Below are 15165 nucleotides of genomic sequence, written 5' to 3' on the forward strand. Positions count from 1 at the left end.
CGCTACCGGTGCGCCGGGAATTCCACGACCTGCTGGTACGTGGGCCGGTTCTGCCACTGGATGTTGCGGTGCGTGATGCCGCCGACGGCGCGCTGCGCGATGCTGTCGGCGCACCACTGCTCGCCCGCCTTGCAGGTGTCGTCACCGGGGTAGACCTCGGTGGCGGGCTTGGCTGCGGCCTCGGCCAGGGTGGCGAGGAGGACGTCCCGGCAGGCCGAGAGGTCGCCGGAACCGCAGTACGAGGCGCCGAGCTTCCCCTTCACCGGCTCGCCGAGCACCGACCTGAGGTCCTTGTCGGCGTAGCCCCACCAGCCGTACTGGAAGGCCGATCCTGCGTGCGAGCCGGTGGGCCCGTGTCCGGCGGACGGCGCCTCGTCGACGGTCAGCTGCGAGGTGAGCGACTTGTAGAGCTCGTCGCCGAGCCCTGGCTTGAACTCGGCCTCGACCATCAGCGGCCACCAGGCGTCCATGATCCGTACGGCGTCGGGGTGGGCGTACGTCTTGGACCCGGCGGACGTCTGGTTGCGCTGGGCGCCCGCCTTCTCCCAGGCCTCCAACTGCTGGACGGCCTTGGTCAGCTGCGGATTGTCCAGGTCGCCGAGCGGCTTGCTGCGGATGACCTTGAGCATCTCCGGGAGCACCTGCTCGCCCCGCAGATCCGTGACGGCGGCCTCCTCCATGGCCCGGGTGAGCGAGGCCCGGGTGACGCCGCCGCGCTCGGTGAGCTTCTTCACCCGGTCGTTCAGCAGGTCGGCCCGGTGGACCGCCCCCATGCTGAAGTTGGGTGACGAGAAGCCCTTGGCCTGTTTGTTGTTCCAGGAGACGTAGTAGTCCTGGTCGACGGAGTTCGGGTGCTGGGACGGGGGCGTCTCGGCGGCCGTGTTGTTCGCCGGGTCGAAGTCCTTCCACTCATAGGCCTGTTCGCCCCGCACCGGCAGCGACATGTCGATGTCCTTGGCGCGCACCGGGTTGGTGCCGCTGTTGTAGTACGCGATGTCGCGCGAGTCGGCGTAGAACCAGTTGAACGCGTAGTTGATGTGCTGCGCCGCCTTCTGGAACGACGCGGCGTCCTTGACGTAGGTCGGGTCGTTCAGCATCTGGAAGCCGATGATCGAGTCGGCCTCGTGGCGGTACGTGGAGCGAAGTGCCGTGTAGGCGACGGGTTTTCCGTCGACGGTGGCGCGGTGGCTGACGATCCCGTACTTCGTACGGAGGATCTGCATCCGGTAGGAGCCGGCGGCCGTGGAGTCGGCGATCGTCGGCTTCCAGGCGTTCTTCTTCTCCATCTTCTCCATGGGCGTGCAGGTGCCCCGGTACATGTACGAGGTCGACTGCCGGGTGGGCGCGGAGCCGTCGGCCTCGCACAGCGGGACCGCGTATGTGTCGGTGATGTCCTGGGTCGCCGAGGTCGCGGACCACGCGTAGTCCTGGCCGCGGCCGAGCTGGACGTACATGCCGACGCCGGCGAAGGAGACGCCGCGCGCGCTGATGCCGGGGCCCTGGAGCTCCTGCATCATCAGCAGCTGTGGCGCGAAGTAGCCGGTCTGCGGGCCGAACACGGCGACCGGGTTGCCGGAGGCGGAGTGCTTGCCGGAGACGAGCAGCGCGTTCGACATGCCCTTCTTGGACGCCGAGCGCGTGAACAGGTCGGAGGGCAGGACGCCGTCGTCGTACATGCCCTGGAGCGGTTTGAGCTTGGCGGGCGCCTTGACGGGGTCCTTCTTCGCCGTTGCGGCCCCTGCCGTCCCTGCCGCCGCCGAGCCCTCCTTGTCGTACACGAGGGGTTCCTTCTCCACCGAGCCCTTGTCGGGGAGCGCCTGCCCGCGCGCGTGCTCCGGCTTCTCGCCGTACGGGAAGCTGGTGCCGTCGTGGATCGTGGTGACGGTCTCCGGGTCCTCGCGGCCGCGGAAGGACTCCCAGACCTCGGTGCCCTTCTCGACGCCGTACTTCTCCTGGGACTTCATGAGCGAGAGGGCCGCGTCGACCTCTCCGCCGCCGCCGTTGCCGAAGAGTCCGCCGACCACGGAGGCGAGCGCGATCATGTCGGTCACCTTGAACGGCTGGATCTCGCCCACGTTCGTGATCGCGTCGACCTTGCCCGTGAGCACGTACTCGCCGGGGAAGTAGCGGCCCTTCTTCGACTTCTCCCGATAGGCGTTGAGGCCGTCGATATAGGCCTGCGCGTCCTCCATGGCCTGCTTGCCGCGGTCCCCGCCGGTCTTCTTGATGGAGTCGACCTGCTGTTCGAGATCCTTTTCGGTGTACGGGGCCTGTGGCCAGAACTCCTGCTCGAGTCCCTGGTTCGCGAGGGCGCCGCCCGCGAACGACGTCAATTCGCCGCGGCCTATGTGACGGAACAGGTCGATCAGCCAGAGGCGGTCCTGACCTGCGGCGAAGCCGGCGCCGAATTCTGTTCCGTAGCGCGAGGAACCTTTGATGTGGGGTACGCCGTTCTTCTTGTCACGGGTGATCGTGACGTCCTCGCGGGGGCGGGTGACGGAACCGACCTGGTCGTCCTTGACGCCGAAGGAGGAATCGTTGAAGAAGTTGGTGAGTGTGTCGTCGGTGAGAGACGGATACCCGGACGACAGCGCGTCATAGGGACCGAGTTGATCGTCGGCGTGCGGAGGCTGGGTACCCAGCAATTTGTTGCCGAGGATCTGGGCAAGTGTGGCGCTGCCGTTCGCTCCGGGCGGCAGGATGTCGGCGCACTGGCCCCCGCAGTAGTCGGCGGCCGTCTCCTGGGCGGTGGGTTCGTCGGCGGCATTCGCGGTCGACGCGGGCGAGAGCAGTCCGGCGGTGAGTACAAGCGCCGCCAGGGCCGTAACTCTCTTCGTAAGGCTTCCCATAAGGCTTCCCATGGCGCCGGAGGTTACCGACGGTTAGCCGCGAACAGAAGATGAACATGCGTCACGTTTTCGGAATCAGCACAGGGAACACTCAGGCAGCACTCAAGTACTCCCCGGCCTCAGAAGGTGACAGTGATGGACCCCATCCGAAATCGGATGGGATCCACCGGCCTTCGAAGGGATCCGAATCGCGTGTCGATACGTCTACTCGGCGACGTCGTTTCATGGCTGCGACGACGCCGACGTACGTGTGACGGAGGTGCAGGGCGATGGCCGGATTTCGAAGTATGGCGAGACAGGTACGCGATCCGCTGAGCGATCTGGCACTGCGGCGCTATTCACTGCGCAAGTGCCTTGAGAGATTTGCCCCTTACGGGCACCGTGCGACCTGGGACCACCTCTGTTCCCGGGCGGGGTTCGACCCCGAGGACCGCTCCCCCGACCCGGCCCGCCTCGTCGCGGCCCTGGAGGAGCTGGAGGAGGCGCGGGCCGTCTGGCTCGCGTACGAAGTCGCCTTCGCGGAGCGCAGGCGCAAGGAGAAGCACGACGGGCTGCGCAGCCCGGGCAGCGTGGACGACTGGCACCGGCTGACCTGGGGCGGCTTCGGAGTCGCCTGGTGCGACGACCCGTCTGTGCATCCCACGGAGCCGCTGGCCGAAGTGCTGCGCAGGCTCATCACGGCACTTGAGCGCGGCCCCGGCGCGCGCTGCCCGGTGTGCGCGGGCAGCCGCCTGGTCTGGCAGCACGATCTGGCGCACGAACCCTCGTCGGGCCCCGTGTGCACCCGCTGCGGCATCGTCGTGCCGCGGCCCGTCCTCACACCCATGGCACTGGCGGAGGCCAGGCTGGCGCGGCTGCTCGTCTCCGCGTAGGCCGCCCACCGGAACCAGGTGACGTACAGCGCGACGGGGGTGCGGCCCCGACACCGGCGCACCCCTGATCCAGCACTGGTCCAGTACTGATCCATACAACCGGCCCTAGCTCGGCGCGACCTCAAGGCGCTGCCGGTTGAGCAAGTACCGCGGCAGGTACGGCAGATCGGTGCGGACCGGGAAGTCCATGTCGTACGCGAGGCACGCGAGCGCGAGCGGGCCGAGGGCCACGCGGGCGCGCGGCGCCCCCGACCCGCCCCAGTAACCGGCGTGCTGCACAAGGGATTCCGCGAGCGCCTCGCCGAAGGCCTCGTGGTCGTGCGTGAGCAGCCGGTGGAACAGCGCGACGGGCTGGTAGTCGACGAGGTTGAGGAAGTCCTTCGGCGCGAGGGTCGCGACGTCGGGGTGCGAGGCCTCGATGGTGGTGACGAGCCGGTCCACGACGTCGTCGACGGGGCGGCGCAGCCAGTGGCTCTGCAGAACGTCGATCCAGTGCGGCACGTAGTCGTCCACCGAGGCGCCGCCGCGCAGCGTGCCGAGCGGGACCCGGCACAGGCGTGTGGTGTGTTCGCGGTCGCGGGTGACCAGGGTGAGGTAGAAGGCGTCCAGCCAGGCGCGGGCCGCGTCGTCCTCCGCCGCCAACTCCGCGTCGTCCGCCGGAGGTTCACCGTCCTTGCCGTGCGCGAACAGGGCGGTGCCGCGCTGCTGCGCCGCGACCCAGGCGTCCCACGTCTCGGCGCGCGCGGCGTCGGGGTCGCTCTCCGCGCGCGCGAGGGCGCCGACGAGCGCGGCGGCGAAGGAGCCGGCGGGGGCCTCGCACGGCCGACCGGAGTCGAGCCGGCCCGCCCGGTCGAGCGCGCGCAGCGCCTTCATCACGTCGACGAGTTCGCGCGGCGGCCGCTGCTCGATGGTGCGGGCCGCGTCGTCAATGTGGGTGAGCGACGTGAGGCGCCCGTCGTGCCACCAGTAGACGCGGGGCGAGAGCGGCCCCGGCCCTTCGTCGTGGGCCCGGATCGCGTACGTGGCAAGGTCGTTGAGGGCCTCGGCCGCGCCGCCGTCGACGATGGGGTGGAAGGCGAGCAGGTGCCGGGTGGGCACGGCGACGAGGGCGCCCGCGTCGGGCATCCGGCGCCCGGTGACCTCCGCGACGACCTCCGGCAGCACGACGGCCTTGGTGGCGACGGAGTGCGCGTCGCCGTACACGGAGTACAGGACGGGGTGCCCGTCGAGCCGCACCTCCTCGTGCCGCATCGGCGCCCGGGTCAGGGCCCGCCGACCCGCGGCCCACAGCTCGTCGGCGCCCGCCCGCGCCACGTCCTCGTCGGTCAACAGGCGTACGGAGTCGGGCCCGTCGAGCGCGAGCGCGAGGCGCAGCCCTTCGGCGACCTCGCGCGCGTGCACGGGCACGGACGGGCCGACGGCGCCCTCGGGCACGAGGCGCAGACACGTCCCCTCGAGCAGTTCATCGGCGTCCTCGCCGCCCCGCGAGGCGTCCGCCAGCGCCACGAAGTGGGCGTCGACGAGCGCGGGCCAGTCGCTCTCGGGGGCCTCCGCGCACCGCCGCGCCAGGTTCGCCAACGGGAAGAGGTGACCGTCGCGCTCGACCGCGCCCCCGACGAGGACGAAGTCCCGCTCGGCCCCGTATCGCGCCCGCACGCACTCGGCCACGAGCGCTCTGAGCCGCTCGGCCTGCGGCGTCGCGAGCATGGGCAGTTGCGAATCCGGAGCCTCGTTCTCAATCACGGTGGCGACTCTACGAGGCGTGGGGCGCCCGAAGCGGGCCAATCCGGAAGACAAACCCGAACCGGCCCGGCGGGCCCCGGGATCCGTCAGGGCGTGAGCACATCCGTCTGGATCGCCAGCTTGAACTCGGCCAGCGTGATCGGCACCTTCAGCGGGGTGTCCCCCGAGCGGGCGGAGACCTTGAAGCCGACCGGGGTGCCGGGGTGCACGAACATCTGCCAGGTGTACGAGCGGTACTGCCCGCCGCCCGTGGGCGAGATGTCGGTGGTGGCGGTGGAGTCGTAGCCGGTTCCGATGCCCAGCGGGTCGCGCACGAAGCGGGCGCGGTACTCGCTCGCGCGGGCGTCCGCGCCCCAGAAGACCAGCGCGGACAGCGTGCCCCAGCCGTCGTGACTGGGCCAGATCAGCCCCGAGCGGGCGTCGGGGTACGCCGACGAACCGCCGCCGCCCGCCGGGTCGTGCATGGTCCACGGGTCGTACGACTCCTCGGCGTCCTCGTACGGGAAGCGCACCAGGTGGTAGCCGTCGTCGTCGTAGACCAGGGTTTGCGCGCCCGTGCGGGCGGACTCGTACTTGAGCGAACTGATCGCCACTGCCATGCCGTTCGACCTCCCCCGTCGCATTCGGTGCGACGCATGGTCGCGCCAAGTACGGCCGCGGGCAAGGGGTGTTGCGCGCCGGACCCGATCCGGACGACGGGCCCTACGGCGCGGCGATGCCCACGACGAGGACCCGGGTGCCGGGCTCCAACGGGCGCCAGCGGTGCGGGAGTCCGGCCGCGCAGTACAGCGTGTCGCCGCGCTCCAGCACGTAGTGGGTGTCGTCCGCCTCGACCTCGGCCGAGCCGTCGGCGACGTACATGATCTCGTCGCCGGGGTGCCGGAAGACCCGGTCCCAGTCGTGCTCCCCGGTGAACTCCAGGGCGTGCAGCCGCTGTTCGCCCCGGACGAGCGGGCGCGCGCCGTCGGCCATCGCGGGCTTCTCCCCCGCGCGCACCACGTCGACCGGGCGGGGCGGCTCGGCGGACGCGAGGAGTTCCACGGCGGTGGTGTCGAGGGCGTCGGCTATGCGCTGCAGCGAGCCCATGCCGGGGCGCGAGTGCCCGTTCTCGACCTGACTGAGGAACGGGACGGAGACCCCGGCGCGGCGGGCCACCTCGGCGAGCGTCAGTTCGAGGCCGCGGCGCCTGCGCCGGATTCCGGGTCCCACGTTCATGAACTTGTAACGCCCTTTCGGTTCGGCCCCTGTTCCCCGGCAGCCTACCGCCGTGGTTAACTTCTTAACCAGTACTTAAAAAAGTTAACCACTGGATGGAGGGCCTCCATGGCTCGTGTGGACCAGAACCAGCGCCGCCGCCGCGGCACCGGACTCCTCGCCCTCGACGAGGACGCCGCGTACACCGGGTACACCCTCTTCGCCCCGCTGACCGGGACCGGCGAGGTGTACCTGATCGACCTCCACGGCGAGGTCGTCCACCAGTGGAACCTCCCGAACCGCCCCGGCCGGCACGCGCGGATCCTCGCGAACGGGAACCTCGCCTACAGCGGCGTGCTGCCCGACGAGCCCGCCCTCTTCCCCATGTGGCACAAGTACCGCGGCGGCCTCATGCAGGAGATCGCCCCGGACGGCACGGTGCTGCGCGAGCACCACGACCCGCTCCAGCACCACGACGCCCACCACTACGGCGACGGCCGGATCCTCTACACGGCGCTCGAAGCGCTGACCGGGGAAGCGGCGGCGGCCGTGCGCGGCGGAGTACCGGGGTCGGAGGCCGGCGGCACGACGATCTGGGCGGACACGATCGTCGAGGTCGACGCCGAGGGGAATACGACCTGGGAGTGGAAGGTCTCCGAGCGGCTCGGCCGCGAGGACTTCCCGCTCCACCCGGACTACGCCCGCGAGCACTACCCGCTGATCAACAGCGTGCTGCCGCTCGCCGATGGCAACATCCTCGCCAGCTTCCGCTCGGTCTCCGCCGTCGTCGTCATCGAGCGCGCCACCGGCGACATCATCTGGCGCTCCGAGCCGGGCGTGGTCTCGCAGCAGCACTGCCCGACCGAGCTCGACAACGGCAACTTCCTCGTCTTCGACAACGGCGTCTTCCGGCCGCACTGGGACGTACCGTTCAGCCGCGTCATCGAGATCGAGCGCTCCAGCGGCAAGATCGCCTGGGAGTACCACGACCCGGCGCGCGAGTCCTTCTTCGCGCCGTTCATGGGCAGCGCCCAGCGCCTCCCGAACGGCAACACCCTGGTCACCGACTCCCCCGCGGGCCGGCTCTTCGAGGTGACCGAGGACGGCTACCTCTGCTGGGAGTACATCGTCCCGTTCTTCGGCGGCTACTCCGAGGAAGAGGTCCGCAGGCTCTTCCCGTCCGAGCCCAACGCCGTGTTCCGCGCCTACCGGTACTCCGCGGCCGAGCTGCCGTGGCTGAAGCGGTGACCGCGACCGCCGCACCACCAGTGGCTCCGGTCGACGAGCGCCTGCCCCTCAAGCGCCTCGCCCCCCTCGCCTGCCAGCACCTGCTGGCGGGCGTGGCCGCGCCCGTCTCCTCCGTCATCCTCATCGCGACGACGCTGAAGCTGACGACGACGCAGACCGCCTCGCTGCTCAGCGCGACCCTCGTGCTGTGCGGCGTGGGGGCGCTGCTGCAGTCGCTCGGGATCGCGGTGCTGCGGGTGGGCGCCCGGCTGCCGTTCCTGATGCTGCCGGGCGGCGCCGCGGTGGCGATCTTCCTCCAGATCGCGCAGGAGTACGGCCCGGCGACGGCCTCGGGCTCCGTGCTGGTCGCGGCAGCCTTCCTGCTCTGCGTCCTCCCGTTCTACGGGCGCCTGGTCCGCCTGTTCCCGCCGCTGGTGATGGGCACGACGGTCGTCCTCATCGGCATCAACATGATCAAGGTGACCGCGCCGATGGTCGCCTCGGGTCCGGGCCTCGGCTTCGCGACGCTCGGCGTGATCGCGGTGTTCTTCCTCGTCCTGCGGGGCGTGTGGCGGCAGATGGCGGTGCTGCTCGGCCTGGTCTGCGGCACGGTGATCGCCGCACTCATGGGCACCGACATCGAGGTGGCGCACGGCGGCACCTTCGCGCTGCCCGACCCCTTCCCGTACGGCGCCCCGCACTTCGACCTGCTCGCCGCCATCCCGCTCCTGGTCTTCGCCCTCGCCTCGCTCGCCGAGGCCACCGGGCAGACGGTCCTCAACAGCGAGGCCGTGGGCCGCACCCCCGACGCGGGCCGCGACGTGCCGCGCATCGCCCGCGCCGACGCGCTCGTCTCGCTGTTCTCCGGCGTCTTCGGTACGTCGCTGATGGTGACCAGCGCCGAGAACATCGGCATCGTCCAACTCACGCGCGTACGCAGCCGGTTCGTGACGGCGGGGGCCGGTGTGCTGCTGATCGTGTGCGGACTGATCACGCCGCTGACCCGTATCCTCGCGGCGATCCCGGAGCCGGTGGTCGGCGCGGCGGGCCTCGTCATCTACGCGGTGATCGCGGTCATGGGCTTCGGGATGCTCTCCCGTACGAACCTCTCGCACGGCACGGACAGCGTCGTCATCGCGCTCGCCCTCGTGATCGGCATGCTGCCGATCGTGGCGCCGGAGATGTACGCGGAGCTGCCGACGTGGGCCCGCACCCTGTTCGGCAGCGGGGTCGCGGCCGGGGCGATCGCGGCGATCGTGCTCAGCGCGGTGTTCCGGACGCTGGGGCCCAGGTTCACGCCTACGACTCCGGACGCTCCCGCCGCTCCCCCATCAGACGAGAGCCCGTGAGGCGCTCGCCGAAGACGTCGTCCGGATTGGACAGGACACAGGTCTCCAGGGACAGGCACCCGCACCCGATGCAGTCGGTCAGGTGATCACGCAACCGCCCCAACTGCTTGATCCGCTCGTCCAGTTCGGACCGCCAGACCTCCGAGAGGCGCGCCCAGTCGTCCCGGTTCGGGGTGCGCTCCTCGGGGAGTTCGGCGAGCGCGTCGCGGATCGTGGCGAGCGGGATGCCGACGCGCTGGGCGGCCCTGATGAATGCGACGCGGCGCAGGGTGTCCCGCTCGTACCGGCGCTGGTTGCCGGAGGTGCGGCGGCTGGTGATCAGACCCTTGGACTCGTAGAAGTGCAGCGCGGAGACGGCGGCGCCGCTGCGCGCCGACACCTGGCCGACGGTGAGCTCGTGGATCTTCTCCGGAATCTGTGGCACCCGGCCGAGCGTAGACGAACCTAGTGCGGGCGCGGCTCTCGTTGTTAGAGTGCCAAGTGGTCTGAGCAAGCGCTTAGACAAGTCATCTGGGAGGTCACCGAACATGGCTGAGCCGCGCGTTTTCAAGGACGTCGACGACCTGAAGGGCGCCGTCGGCGAGCAGCTCGGGTACAGCGACTGGGTCGAGGTCGAGCAGAGCCGCATCGACCAGTTCGCCGAGGCCACGGGCGACCACCAGTGGATCCACGTCGACCCGGAGCGCGCGAAGGAGGGCCCGTTCAAGACGACCATCGCGCACGGCTATCTGACCCTCTCCCTGCTGCCCCTCTTCGGCCCGCAGCTGATGAAGGTCGAGGGCATGAAGATGGGCGTCAACTACGGGACGAACAAGGTCCGTTTCCCGGCCCCCGTCCCCGTGGGCTCGCGGCTGCGCGCCACCGCGAAGGTCACGGACGTGGCGGACGTGGCCGGCGGCGTACAGGTGACCGTGGCGTTCAGCGTGGAGCGCGAGGGCGGCGACAAGCCGGTGTGCGTCGCGGAGTCGGTGTCCCGCTACTACCTCTGAGCGCCCGTTACGAGGCTGGGGGCGCGGTCACCATGCGCAGTACGAGGTCGGCGTAGAGCGCGCCGACCTCGTCGGGTGTCCGCTTGCCCTCGGCGTTGAACCAGCGGGCCACGTCGATGCAGAGCGAGAGGACGGCGACCGTCGTGCCCGGCACGTCGGGGACGTCGAACTCCCCCGCCCGGACACCGTCGTTGAGGATCTCCCGCACGGCGGCGTCGCTCTGGCGGCGCAGCGCCACGATCTCGGGCCGGTTCTCCTCGCCCAGCGAGTCCAGCTCGTACTGGACGACGCGCGCGGTCATGTGGTGCCCCGCGTGCCAGCGGACGAAGGACCGGACGGCCTCCGCGAGGCGCTCGGCGGCGGTGCCCTCGGTCTCGACCGCCCGGCGCAGGATCGCGAGGGCCTTGTCGTGACCGATCCGGCTGATCTTGAGGAGCAGCTCTTCCTTGGTCTTGTAGTGGATGTAGAGCGCGGCCGGGCTCATGCCGGCGCGGCTCGCGATGTCGCGGGTCGTGGTGGCGTGGTAGCCGCGCTCGGCGAACGCCTGTACCGCGGCGACGAGCAGCCGCCGGGCGGCGTCGGGCGTGACGTCGGCCCACGGCATCTCGTCCGTGTCCGCGGCCTCGCCGACACCGCGCTCGTCCTGCGTCATCGCTGTGCTCACATCCTCCCGGGGGTGGTGACACCATACCCTCCGGGGTGAGCGAGCGCTTAGGGCTGGCCGCCCGGGATGTGACTGCGGAGCCGACCGGAAAAGATGTCCTCAATCGCCGGACGGGCTTGAGTGGCGCCGGGACGGGCTTGACTAGGCCACCGGCTTGAAGGGGTCGTGGTCTGCCAGGATTTTTTCGAGGCGGGCCTGGTCGACGCGGCTGTAGATCTGGCCCGCTTCCTGGCGGTCGCGGATGACCTTGGCCAGGGTGAAGGCCGAGGTCGTCAGGTACAGGACGGAGATGCCGAGGAAGGCGCGGATCCAGCCGCTCGCGTCGAGGCTGTAGATGCCGATGCCGACCGCGAGGAGCGCGACCGCGAACGAGGCGACCGCCTGGCCGTAGAAGGCCACCGTGTTCTGCTGCTTGACCGGTGTGTCACTGCTCATGTCGAACAGCATCGGGCGGACGGGGCCGGAGCCCCATCCGCCCGCGTACTCAAGTACGTACTCAGAACGCCGAAACACCCGTCAGCGCACGGCCGATGATCAGTTTCTGGATCTGGCTCGTGCCCTCATAGAGGGTCATCACGCGGGCGTCGCGCAGCAGCTTGCCGACGGGGTACTCGTCGATGTAGCCGTAGCCGCCGAAGACCTGGAGCGCGTTGTTCGCCGCGCGGACCGCCGCCTCGGACGCGAACAGCTTCGCCTTGGACGCCGCCGTCGCGAAGTCCTCGCCGCGGTCGATGAGGTCGGCGACGCGCCAGGTCAGCAGGCGGGCCGCGTCCACGTCGACGGAGATGTCGGAGATCAGCTCCTGCACCAGCTGGTACGAGGCGATGGACTTGCCGAACTGCTCGCGCTCGCCCGCGTATCCGACGGCCGCGTCCAGTGCGGCCTGGGCTATGCCCACGCAGCCCGCCGCCACCGACATGCGGCCCTTGGCGAGCGCGGACATGGCGATCGAGAAGCCCTTGCCCTCCGGGCCCATCAGCGCGGAGGCCGGTACGCGGACGTCCTCCAGGACCAGCTCGGCCGTGGTCTGGCCGCGCAGGCCGAGCTTGCCGTGGATGGTGTTGCGGGTCAGGCCGGGGGTGTCCGTGGGGACCAGGAAGGCGGAGATGCCCTTGTGGCCCGGGGTGTCGTTGGTGCGCGCGAAGAGGAGGACGACGTCGGCCCAGGTGCCGTTGGTGATGAAGATCTTCGTGCCGTTGATCACGTACTCGTCGCCGTCGCGGACCGCGCGGGTCTGGAGGTCCGCCGGGTTCGAACCGTGGCCGGGCTCGGTGAGGCCGAAGCAGCCGAGCGCCTCTCCGGCCGTCAGCTTCGGGATCCAGTGCCGCTTCTGCTCCTCGCTCGCCCACTGCTGGATCGGCTTGGTGACCAGGCCGAGGGAGACGGAGACGATGCCGCGCACCGACGAGTCGCCGCGCCCCAGCTCCTCCGTGACCAGCGTGTACGCGAGGTGGTCGCCGCCCGAGCCGCCGTACTCCTCGTCGATGGTCAGGCCCAGGAAGCCGAGATTGCCGAGCTTCTTGACGATGCCCCGGTCGACCTCCTCGGCCCGGTCCCACGTCACCACGTTCGGCGCGATCTCGCGGTCCACGAAGTCCTTGGCGAGGCGGCGCACCGCCGTCTGCTCCTCGCTCAGCTCCAGGTTCATGGCCACTCCCGATCGATCGACTCGTCACTCACTTAATTAGCACTGCTAGTTTTAGCGTGCAGCCCTACTATGTGCCGCATGGCCCGACCGCGCAAGCCCCTCCTGAGCAGAGATCGCATCGTCGACGCGGCGCGCACCCTCGTCGACACCGAGGGCCTCGCCGCCGTCTCGACGCGCCGGCTCGCCGCCGGGCTCGGGGTGAGCGGGCCCTCGCTCTACAACCACTTCCGCACGAAGGACCAGATCCTGGAGGCGGTCGCCGACTCGGTGAGCGCGCAGGTCGACCTGTCGATGTTCGGCGCGGACGACGACCGGGACTGGCGCACCGCGCTGCACGACTGGGCCGTCTCCTACCGTGCGGCGCTGCGCGCCCACCCGAACATCGTCCCGGTGCTCGCGCGCGGGCCCGGCCACCGTCCGGCCGGGCTGCGGCTCGCCGACGCGGTGTTCGGCTCGATGGTCGACGCCGGGTGGCCGCCGCCGCAGGCCACGTCCATCGGCGCGCTCATGCGGTACTTCGTGACGGGATCCGCGCTCGGCTCGTTCGCGGGCGGCTTCCCCGACGACGAGGCGGCGTACGACCCCGCCGACTATCCGCACCTCGGCCAGGCGCATCTGCTCGCCGAGCGGCAGGAGGCCGTCGACGACCGGGCCTTCGAGACGGGGCTAGCGGCGCTGCTCGACGGGCTCGCCCTGCAGTACGAGCAGGTGGCCGCAGGGACCCACTGACGTTTCGGCGGTCGCCGAAGCGTGCCGGGGGCATGCTTGGGTCATGGCCGCCTCGACCGAACCCGGCGCTCCGCGCCTCGCCGCTCTCGCCTCGCTGATCGCCGACGAGACACGGGCCGCCTGCCTGCTCGCACTGCTCGACGGCCGGGCGTGGACGGCGGGCGAGCTGGCGCGGCACGCGGGCGTCGCGGCGTCGACCGCGAGCGAGCACCTCGGCAAGCTCGTCGCGGGCGGGCTGCTCGCCGAGGAGCGGCAGGGCAGGCACCGGTATCTGCGGCTCGCCGACGCGCAGGTCGCCGGGCTCCTGGAGGGCCTCGCCGGGTACGCCGTGCCGGACGGCGGGGAGCGGCCTCCCACGCTGCGGGCCGCGTCGGCGCGGACCGCGATGGCCCGCGGGCGGACCTGCTACGACCACCTCGCGGGCCGGCTCGGGATCACGGTCACCGACGCGATGGTCGAGCGGGGGCTGCTGCGGCTCGCCACCGACCCCTCGACCTTCGCGCTCACCGACGCGGGGCACGGCTGGTTCCGTGCGCTCGGGGCGCCGCTGGATCCCGGCCCGCGGCGGCCGCTCGCGCGCGGCTGCCTCGACTGGACGGAGCGCCGTCTGCACCTCGCCGGGCGGGCGGGCGCCGCACTGTGCGCCCACGCCTTCGCGGCGGGCTGGGTCGAGCGGATCGGCTCCGAGCGGGCGGTGCGGGTGACCGGGGCCGGGGAGCGGGCGCTGCGGGCCGAGCTGGGAGCGGCGGCGCCGCGCTGAGCGGGCGCCGTGGCGCGTTCCCGCCCCCGGCCAGGGCCTTTCCCGGAAGTAGCTGTAACGTACATTCGCCGGATCGGGAAACATCCTCGTAACACGGGAGCGGCGCATGGCGCAGACGGCGGATGCCGCGATTCACCAGGAAATCGGGCAGAGTTGGACGACCGGTTGTAGACGGTTCGCACTGCACGTACTGCGCGGGATCGGCCAGGTCACGTTCCTGCCGCATGCCCTCACGGGAGCACTGTTCGGCGCCGCGCTGTTCGCCTCCGGGTGGGAGTACGGGCTCTACGGGGTCGGGGGCGCGGCCGTCGGCACGCTGGTCGCGGCGCTGCTCGGTGTGGAGAAGGAGCGGCTCACCCTCGGCATGGAGGGCTTCAACGCCTGCCTCGTGGGCGTGAGTTGCGCCGTCTTCCTCGACCCCGACCAGCTCTCCTCGGTACTCGTCGCCGTGCTCGGCTGCGCCGCCGCGACCGTGGCCACCGCCGCCGCGGGGCGGGCCCTCGGGGCGTGGGGGCTACCTGCCCTGACGCTGCCGTTCTGCCTCGTGGCGAGCGTCATCACGCTGGCCGCGCCCGGGTTCGCGCGGGTGTGGACCGGCGGGGGCGGGATCGCCGGGTTCCCGCAGGCGGTGTCCGGGGCCAGGACCGGCGTGCAACTCGACGACGCCGTGCGGGGGTTCTTCGCCGGATTCGGTCAGATCTTCCTGATGCCGCAGTGGTACGCGGGGGCGCTGGTGCTCGCCGGTCTCGTGGTGGCCGGGCCGCGGGTCGCGGGGGTGGCCTGCCTCGGGAACGTCGCGGGCATGGTGACGGCGTGGGCCCTCGGTGAGCCTGCCGCGCAGCTGGCCGACGGGACGTCCGCGTACAACGCGGTGCTTGTTTCGCTCGCGCTGTGTGGCGTGTTTCTGAAGGCGACGCCGCGGACGGTGGCGTATGCCGTCGCCGGGGCGGTGGCCGCGACCGTGTGTGCGCCGGCGTTCGGGGCGCTTGCGGCGCCGGTGGGCGGACACATGTTCACGTGGCCGTTCGCGTTGACCACGTTGGTGTTCTTGGTGGCGGCGCGATCGTTCCCTCGGTTGACCCACTCAAGCCCGGCCTCCGCCTCGAGCCCCGCCGGCGATTGAGGCGCGGGGTGTGGGGCA

Annotated in this window: 15 protein-coding genes; 7 read left to right on the forward strand and 8 right to left on the reverse strand. The window is 71.0% G+C overall.

The annotated features are described in order from the left end of the window. Positions 1-2: 2 nt before the first annotated feature. Entirely contained in the window at positions 3-2849 is a 2847-nt protein-coding gene (locus ABT004_RS26605) for a penicillin acylase family protein (protein ID WP_351341690.1), read from the reverse strand. Positions 2850-3118: 269 nt separating this feature from the next. Between ABT004_RS26605 and ABT004_RS26610 the strand changes: the two genes are divergently transcribed. Then, positions 3119-3721 (forward strand): hypothetical protein, encoded by a 603-nt coding sequence (locus ABT004_RS26610; protein WP_351341693.1) that lies wholly within the window; start codon positions 3119-3121, stop codon positions 3719-3721. 105 nt (positions 3722-3826) lie between these two features. Here the strand turns inward: ABT004_RS26610 and ABT004_RS26615 are convergent, their stop codons facing one another. The 3 genes from ABT004_RS26615 to ABT004_RS26625 form a co-directional block, all read right to left on the reverse strand. Continuing rightward, on the reverse strand, positions 3827-5464 hold the full coding sequence (locus ABT004_RS26615) for an immunity 49 family protein (protein WP_351341696.1): 1638 nt from the start codon (positions 5462-5464) through the stop codon (positions 3827-3829). An 86-nt stretch (positions 5465-5550) separates the two neighbouring features. Beyond that, the gene (locus ABT004_RS26620) at positions 5551-6063 is read right to left on the reverse strand and encodes a hypothetical protein (RefSeq protein ID WP_351341698.1); all 513 of its coding nucleotides are present in this window, start codon (positions 6061-6063) and stop codon (positions 5551-5553) included. 103 nt (positions 6064-6166) lie between these two features. Continuing rightward, the gene (locus tag ABT004_RS26625) at positions 6167-6679 is read right to left on the reverse strand and encodes a helix-turn-helix domain-containing protein (RefSeq protein ID WP_351341700.1); all 513 of its coding nucleotides are present in this window, start codon (positions 6677-6679) and stop codon (positions 6167-6169) included. 108 nt (positions 6680-6787) lie between these two features. Between ABT004_RS26625 and ABT004_RS26630 the strand changes: the two genes are divergently transcribed. Both ABT004_RS26630 and ABT004_RS26635 read left to right on the forward strand, forming a co-directional pair. Further along, positions 6788-7906: an aryl-sulfate sulfotransferase gene (locus ABT004_RS26630; RefSeq protein WP_351341703.1), complete on the forward strand. Its 1119-nt coding sequence runs from the start codon at positions 6788-6790 to the stop codon at positions 7904-7906. Further along, positions 7891-9234: a uracil-xanthine permease family protein gene (locus tag ABT004_RS26635; protein ID WP_351341706.1), complete on the forward strand. Its 1344-nt coding sequence runs from the start codon at positions 7891-7893 to the stop codon at positions 9232-9234. The genes ABT004_RS26630 and ABT004_RS26635 overlap by 16 nt, the downstream gene beginning before the upstream one ends. On the opposite strand, the gene soxR is transcribed toward ABT004_RS26635, so the two are convergent. After that, a complete protein-coding gene (gene soxR / locus ABT004_RS26640; protein WP_351341708.1) occupies positions 9185-9658 on the reverse strand; it encodes a redox-sensitive transcriptional activator SoxR in 474 nt (157 codons plus the stop codon). The two genes, ABT004_RS26635 and soxR, sit on opposite strands and share 50 nt — an antisense overlap. Before the next feature lie 103 nt (positions 9659-9761). On the opposite strand from soxR, the gene ABT004_RS26645 reads away from it, so the two are divergent. Further along, a complete protein-coding gene (locus ABT004_RS26645; protein WP_351341711.1) occupies positions 9762-10223 on the forward strand; it encodes a MaoC family dehydratase in 462 nt (153 codons plus the stop codon). Positions 10224-10230: 7 nt separating this feature from the next. On the opposite strand, the gene ABT004_RS26650 is transcribed toward ABT004_RS26645, so the two are convergent. The 3 genes from ABT004_RS26650 to ABT004_RS26660 form a co-directional block, all read right to left on the reverse strand. Then, a complete protein-coding gene (locus tag ABT004_RS26650) occupies positions 10231-10875 on the reverse strand; it encodes a TetR/AcrR family transcriptional regulator (RefSeq protein WP_351341713.1) in 645 nt (214 codons plus the stop codon). A gap of 153 nt (positions 10876-11028) precedes the next feature. Continuing rightward, entirely contained in the window at positions 11029-11322 is a 294-nt protein-coding gene (locus tag ABT004_RS26655; RefSeq protein ID WP_351341715.1) for a YiaA/YiaB family inner membrane protein, read from the reverse strand. A gap of 61 nt (positions 11323-11383) precedes the next feature. Beyond that, positions 11384-12535: an acyl-CoA dehydrogenase family protein gene (locus ABT004_RS26660; protein ID WP_351341718.1), complete on the reverse strand. Its 1152-nt coding sequence runs from the start codon at positions 12533-12535 to the stop codon at positions 11384-11386. Positions 12536-12613: 78 nt separating this feature from the next. Between ABT004_RS26660 and ABT004_RS26665 the strand changes: the two genes are divergently transcribed. The 3 genes from ABT004_RS26665 to ABT004_RS26675 all read left to right on the forward strand — a co-directional run bounded on the left by ABT004_RS26665 (position 12614) and on the right by ABT004_RS26675 (position 15147). Continuing rightward, a complete protein-coding gene (locus ABT004_RS26665) occupies positions 12614-13264 on the forward strand; it encodes a TetR/AcrR family transcriptional regulator (protein WP_351341720.1) in 651 nt (216 codons plus the stop codon). Positions 13265-13307: 43 nt separating this feature from the next. After that, on the forward strand, positions 13308-14024 hold the full coding sequence (locus ABT004_RS26670; protein ID WP_351341723.1) for an ArsR/SmtB family transcription factor: 717 nt from the start codon (positions 13308-13310) through the stop codon (positions 14022-14024). 106 nt (positions 14025-14130) lie between these two features. Next, positions 14131-15147, forward strand: a complete 1017-nt coding sequence (locus ABT004_RS26675) for an urea transporter (RefSeq protein ID WP_351341725.1) — start codon at positions 14131-14133, stop codon at positions 15145-15147. Positions 15148-15165 lie beyond the last annotated feature (18 nt).

The organism is Streptomyces sp. NPDC002790 (genome assembly GCF_040295505.1).
In the GTDB taxonomy this organism is placed as follows: Bacteria; Actinomycetota; Actinomycetes; order Streptomycetales; family Streptomycetaceae; genus Streptomyces.

Excerpts from the sequence above, each read along its gene's own strand:
- ABT004_RS26605 (WP_351341690.1), bottom strand. The coding sequence starts at position 2,849 with ATGGGAAGCCTTACGAAGAGAGTTACGGCCCTGGCGGCGCTTGTACTC.
- ABT004_RS26610 (WP_351341693.1), top strand. The coding sequence starts at position 3,119 with ATGGCCGGATTTCGAAGTATGGCGAGACAGGTACGCGATCCGCTGAGC.
- ABT004_RS26620 (WP_351341698.1), bottom strand. The coding sequence starts at position 6,063 with ATGGCAGTGGCGATCAGTTCGCTCAAGTACGAGTCCGCCCGCACGGGC.
- ABT004_RS26625 (WP_351341700.1), bottom strand. The coding sequence starts at position 6,679 with ATGAACGTGGGACCCGGAATCCGGCGCAGGCGCCGCGGCCTCGAACTG.
- ABT004_RS26630 (WP_351341703.1), top strand. The coding sequence starts at position 6,788 with ATGGCTCGTGTGGACCAGAACCAGCGCCGCCGCCGCGGCACCGGACTC.
- ABT004_RS26645 (WP_351341711.1), top strand. The coding sequence starts at position 9,762 with ATGGCTGAGCCGCGCGTTTTCAAGGACGTCGACGACCTGAAGGGCGCC.
- ABT004_RS26650 (WP_351341713.1), bottom strand. The coding sequence starts at position 10,875 with ATGACGCAGGACGAGCGCGGTGTCGGCGAGGCCGCGGACACGGACGAG.
- ABT004_RS26655 (WP_351341715.1), bottom strand. The coding sequence starts at position 11,322 with ATGAGCAGTGACACACCGGTCAAGCAGCAGAACACGGTGGCCTTCTAC.
- ABT004_RS26660 (WP_351341718.1), bottom strand. The coding sequence starts at position 12,535 with ATGAACCTGGAGCTGAGCGAGGAGCAGACGGCGGTGCGCCGCCTCGCC.
- ABT004_RS26665 (WP_351341720.1), top strand. The coding sequence starts at position 12,614 with ATGGCCCGACCGCGCAAGCCCCTCCTGAGCAGAGATCGCATCGTCGAC.
- ABT004_RS26670 (WP_351341723.1), top strand. The coding sequence starts at position 13,308 with ATGGCCGCCTCGACCGAACCCGGCGCTCCGCGCCTCGCCGCTCTCGCC.
- ABT004_RS26675 (WP_351341725.1), top strand. The coding sequence starts at position 14,131 with ATGGCGCAGACGGCGGATGCCGCGATTCACCAGGAAATCGGGCAGAGT.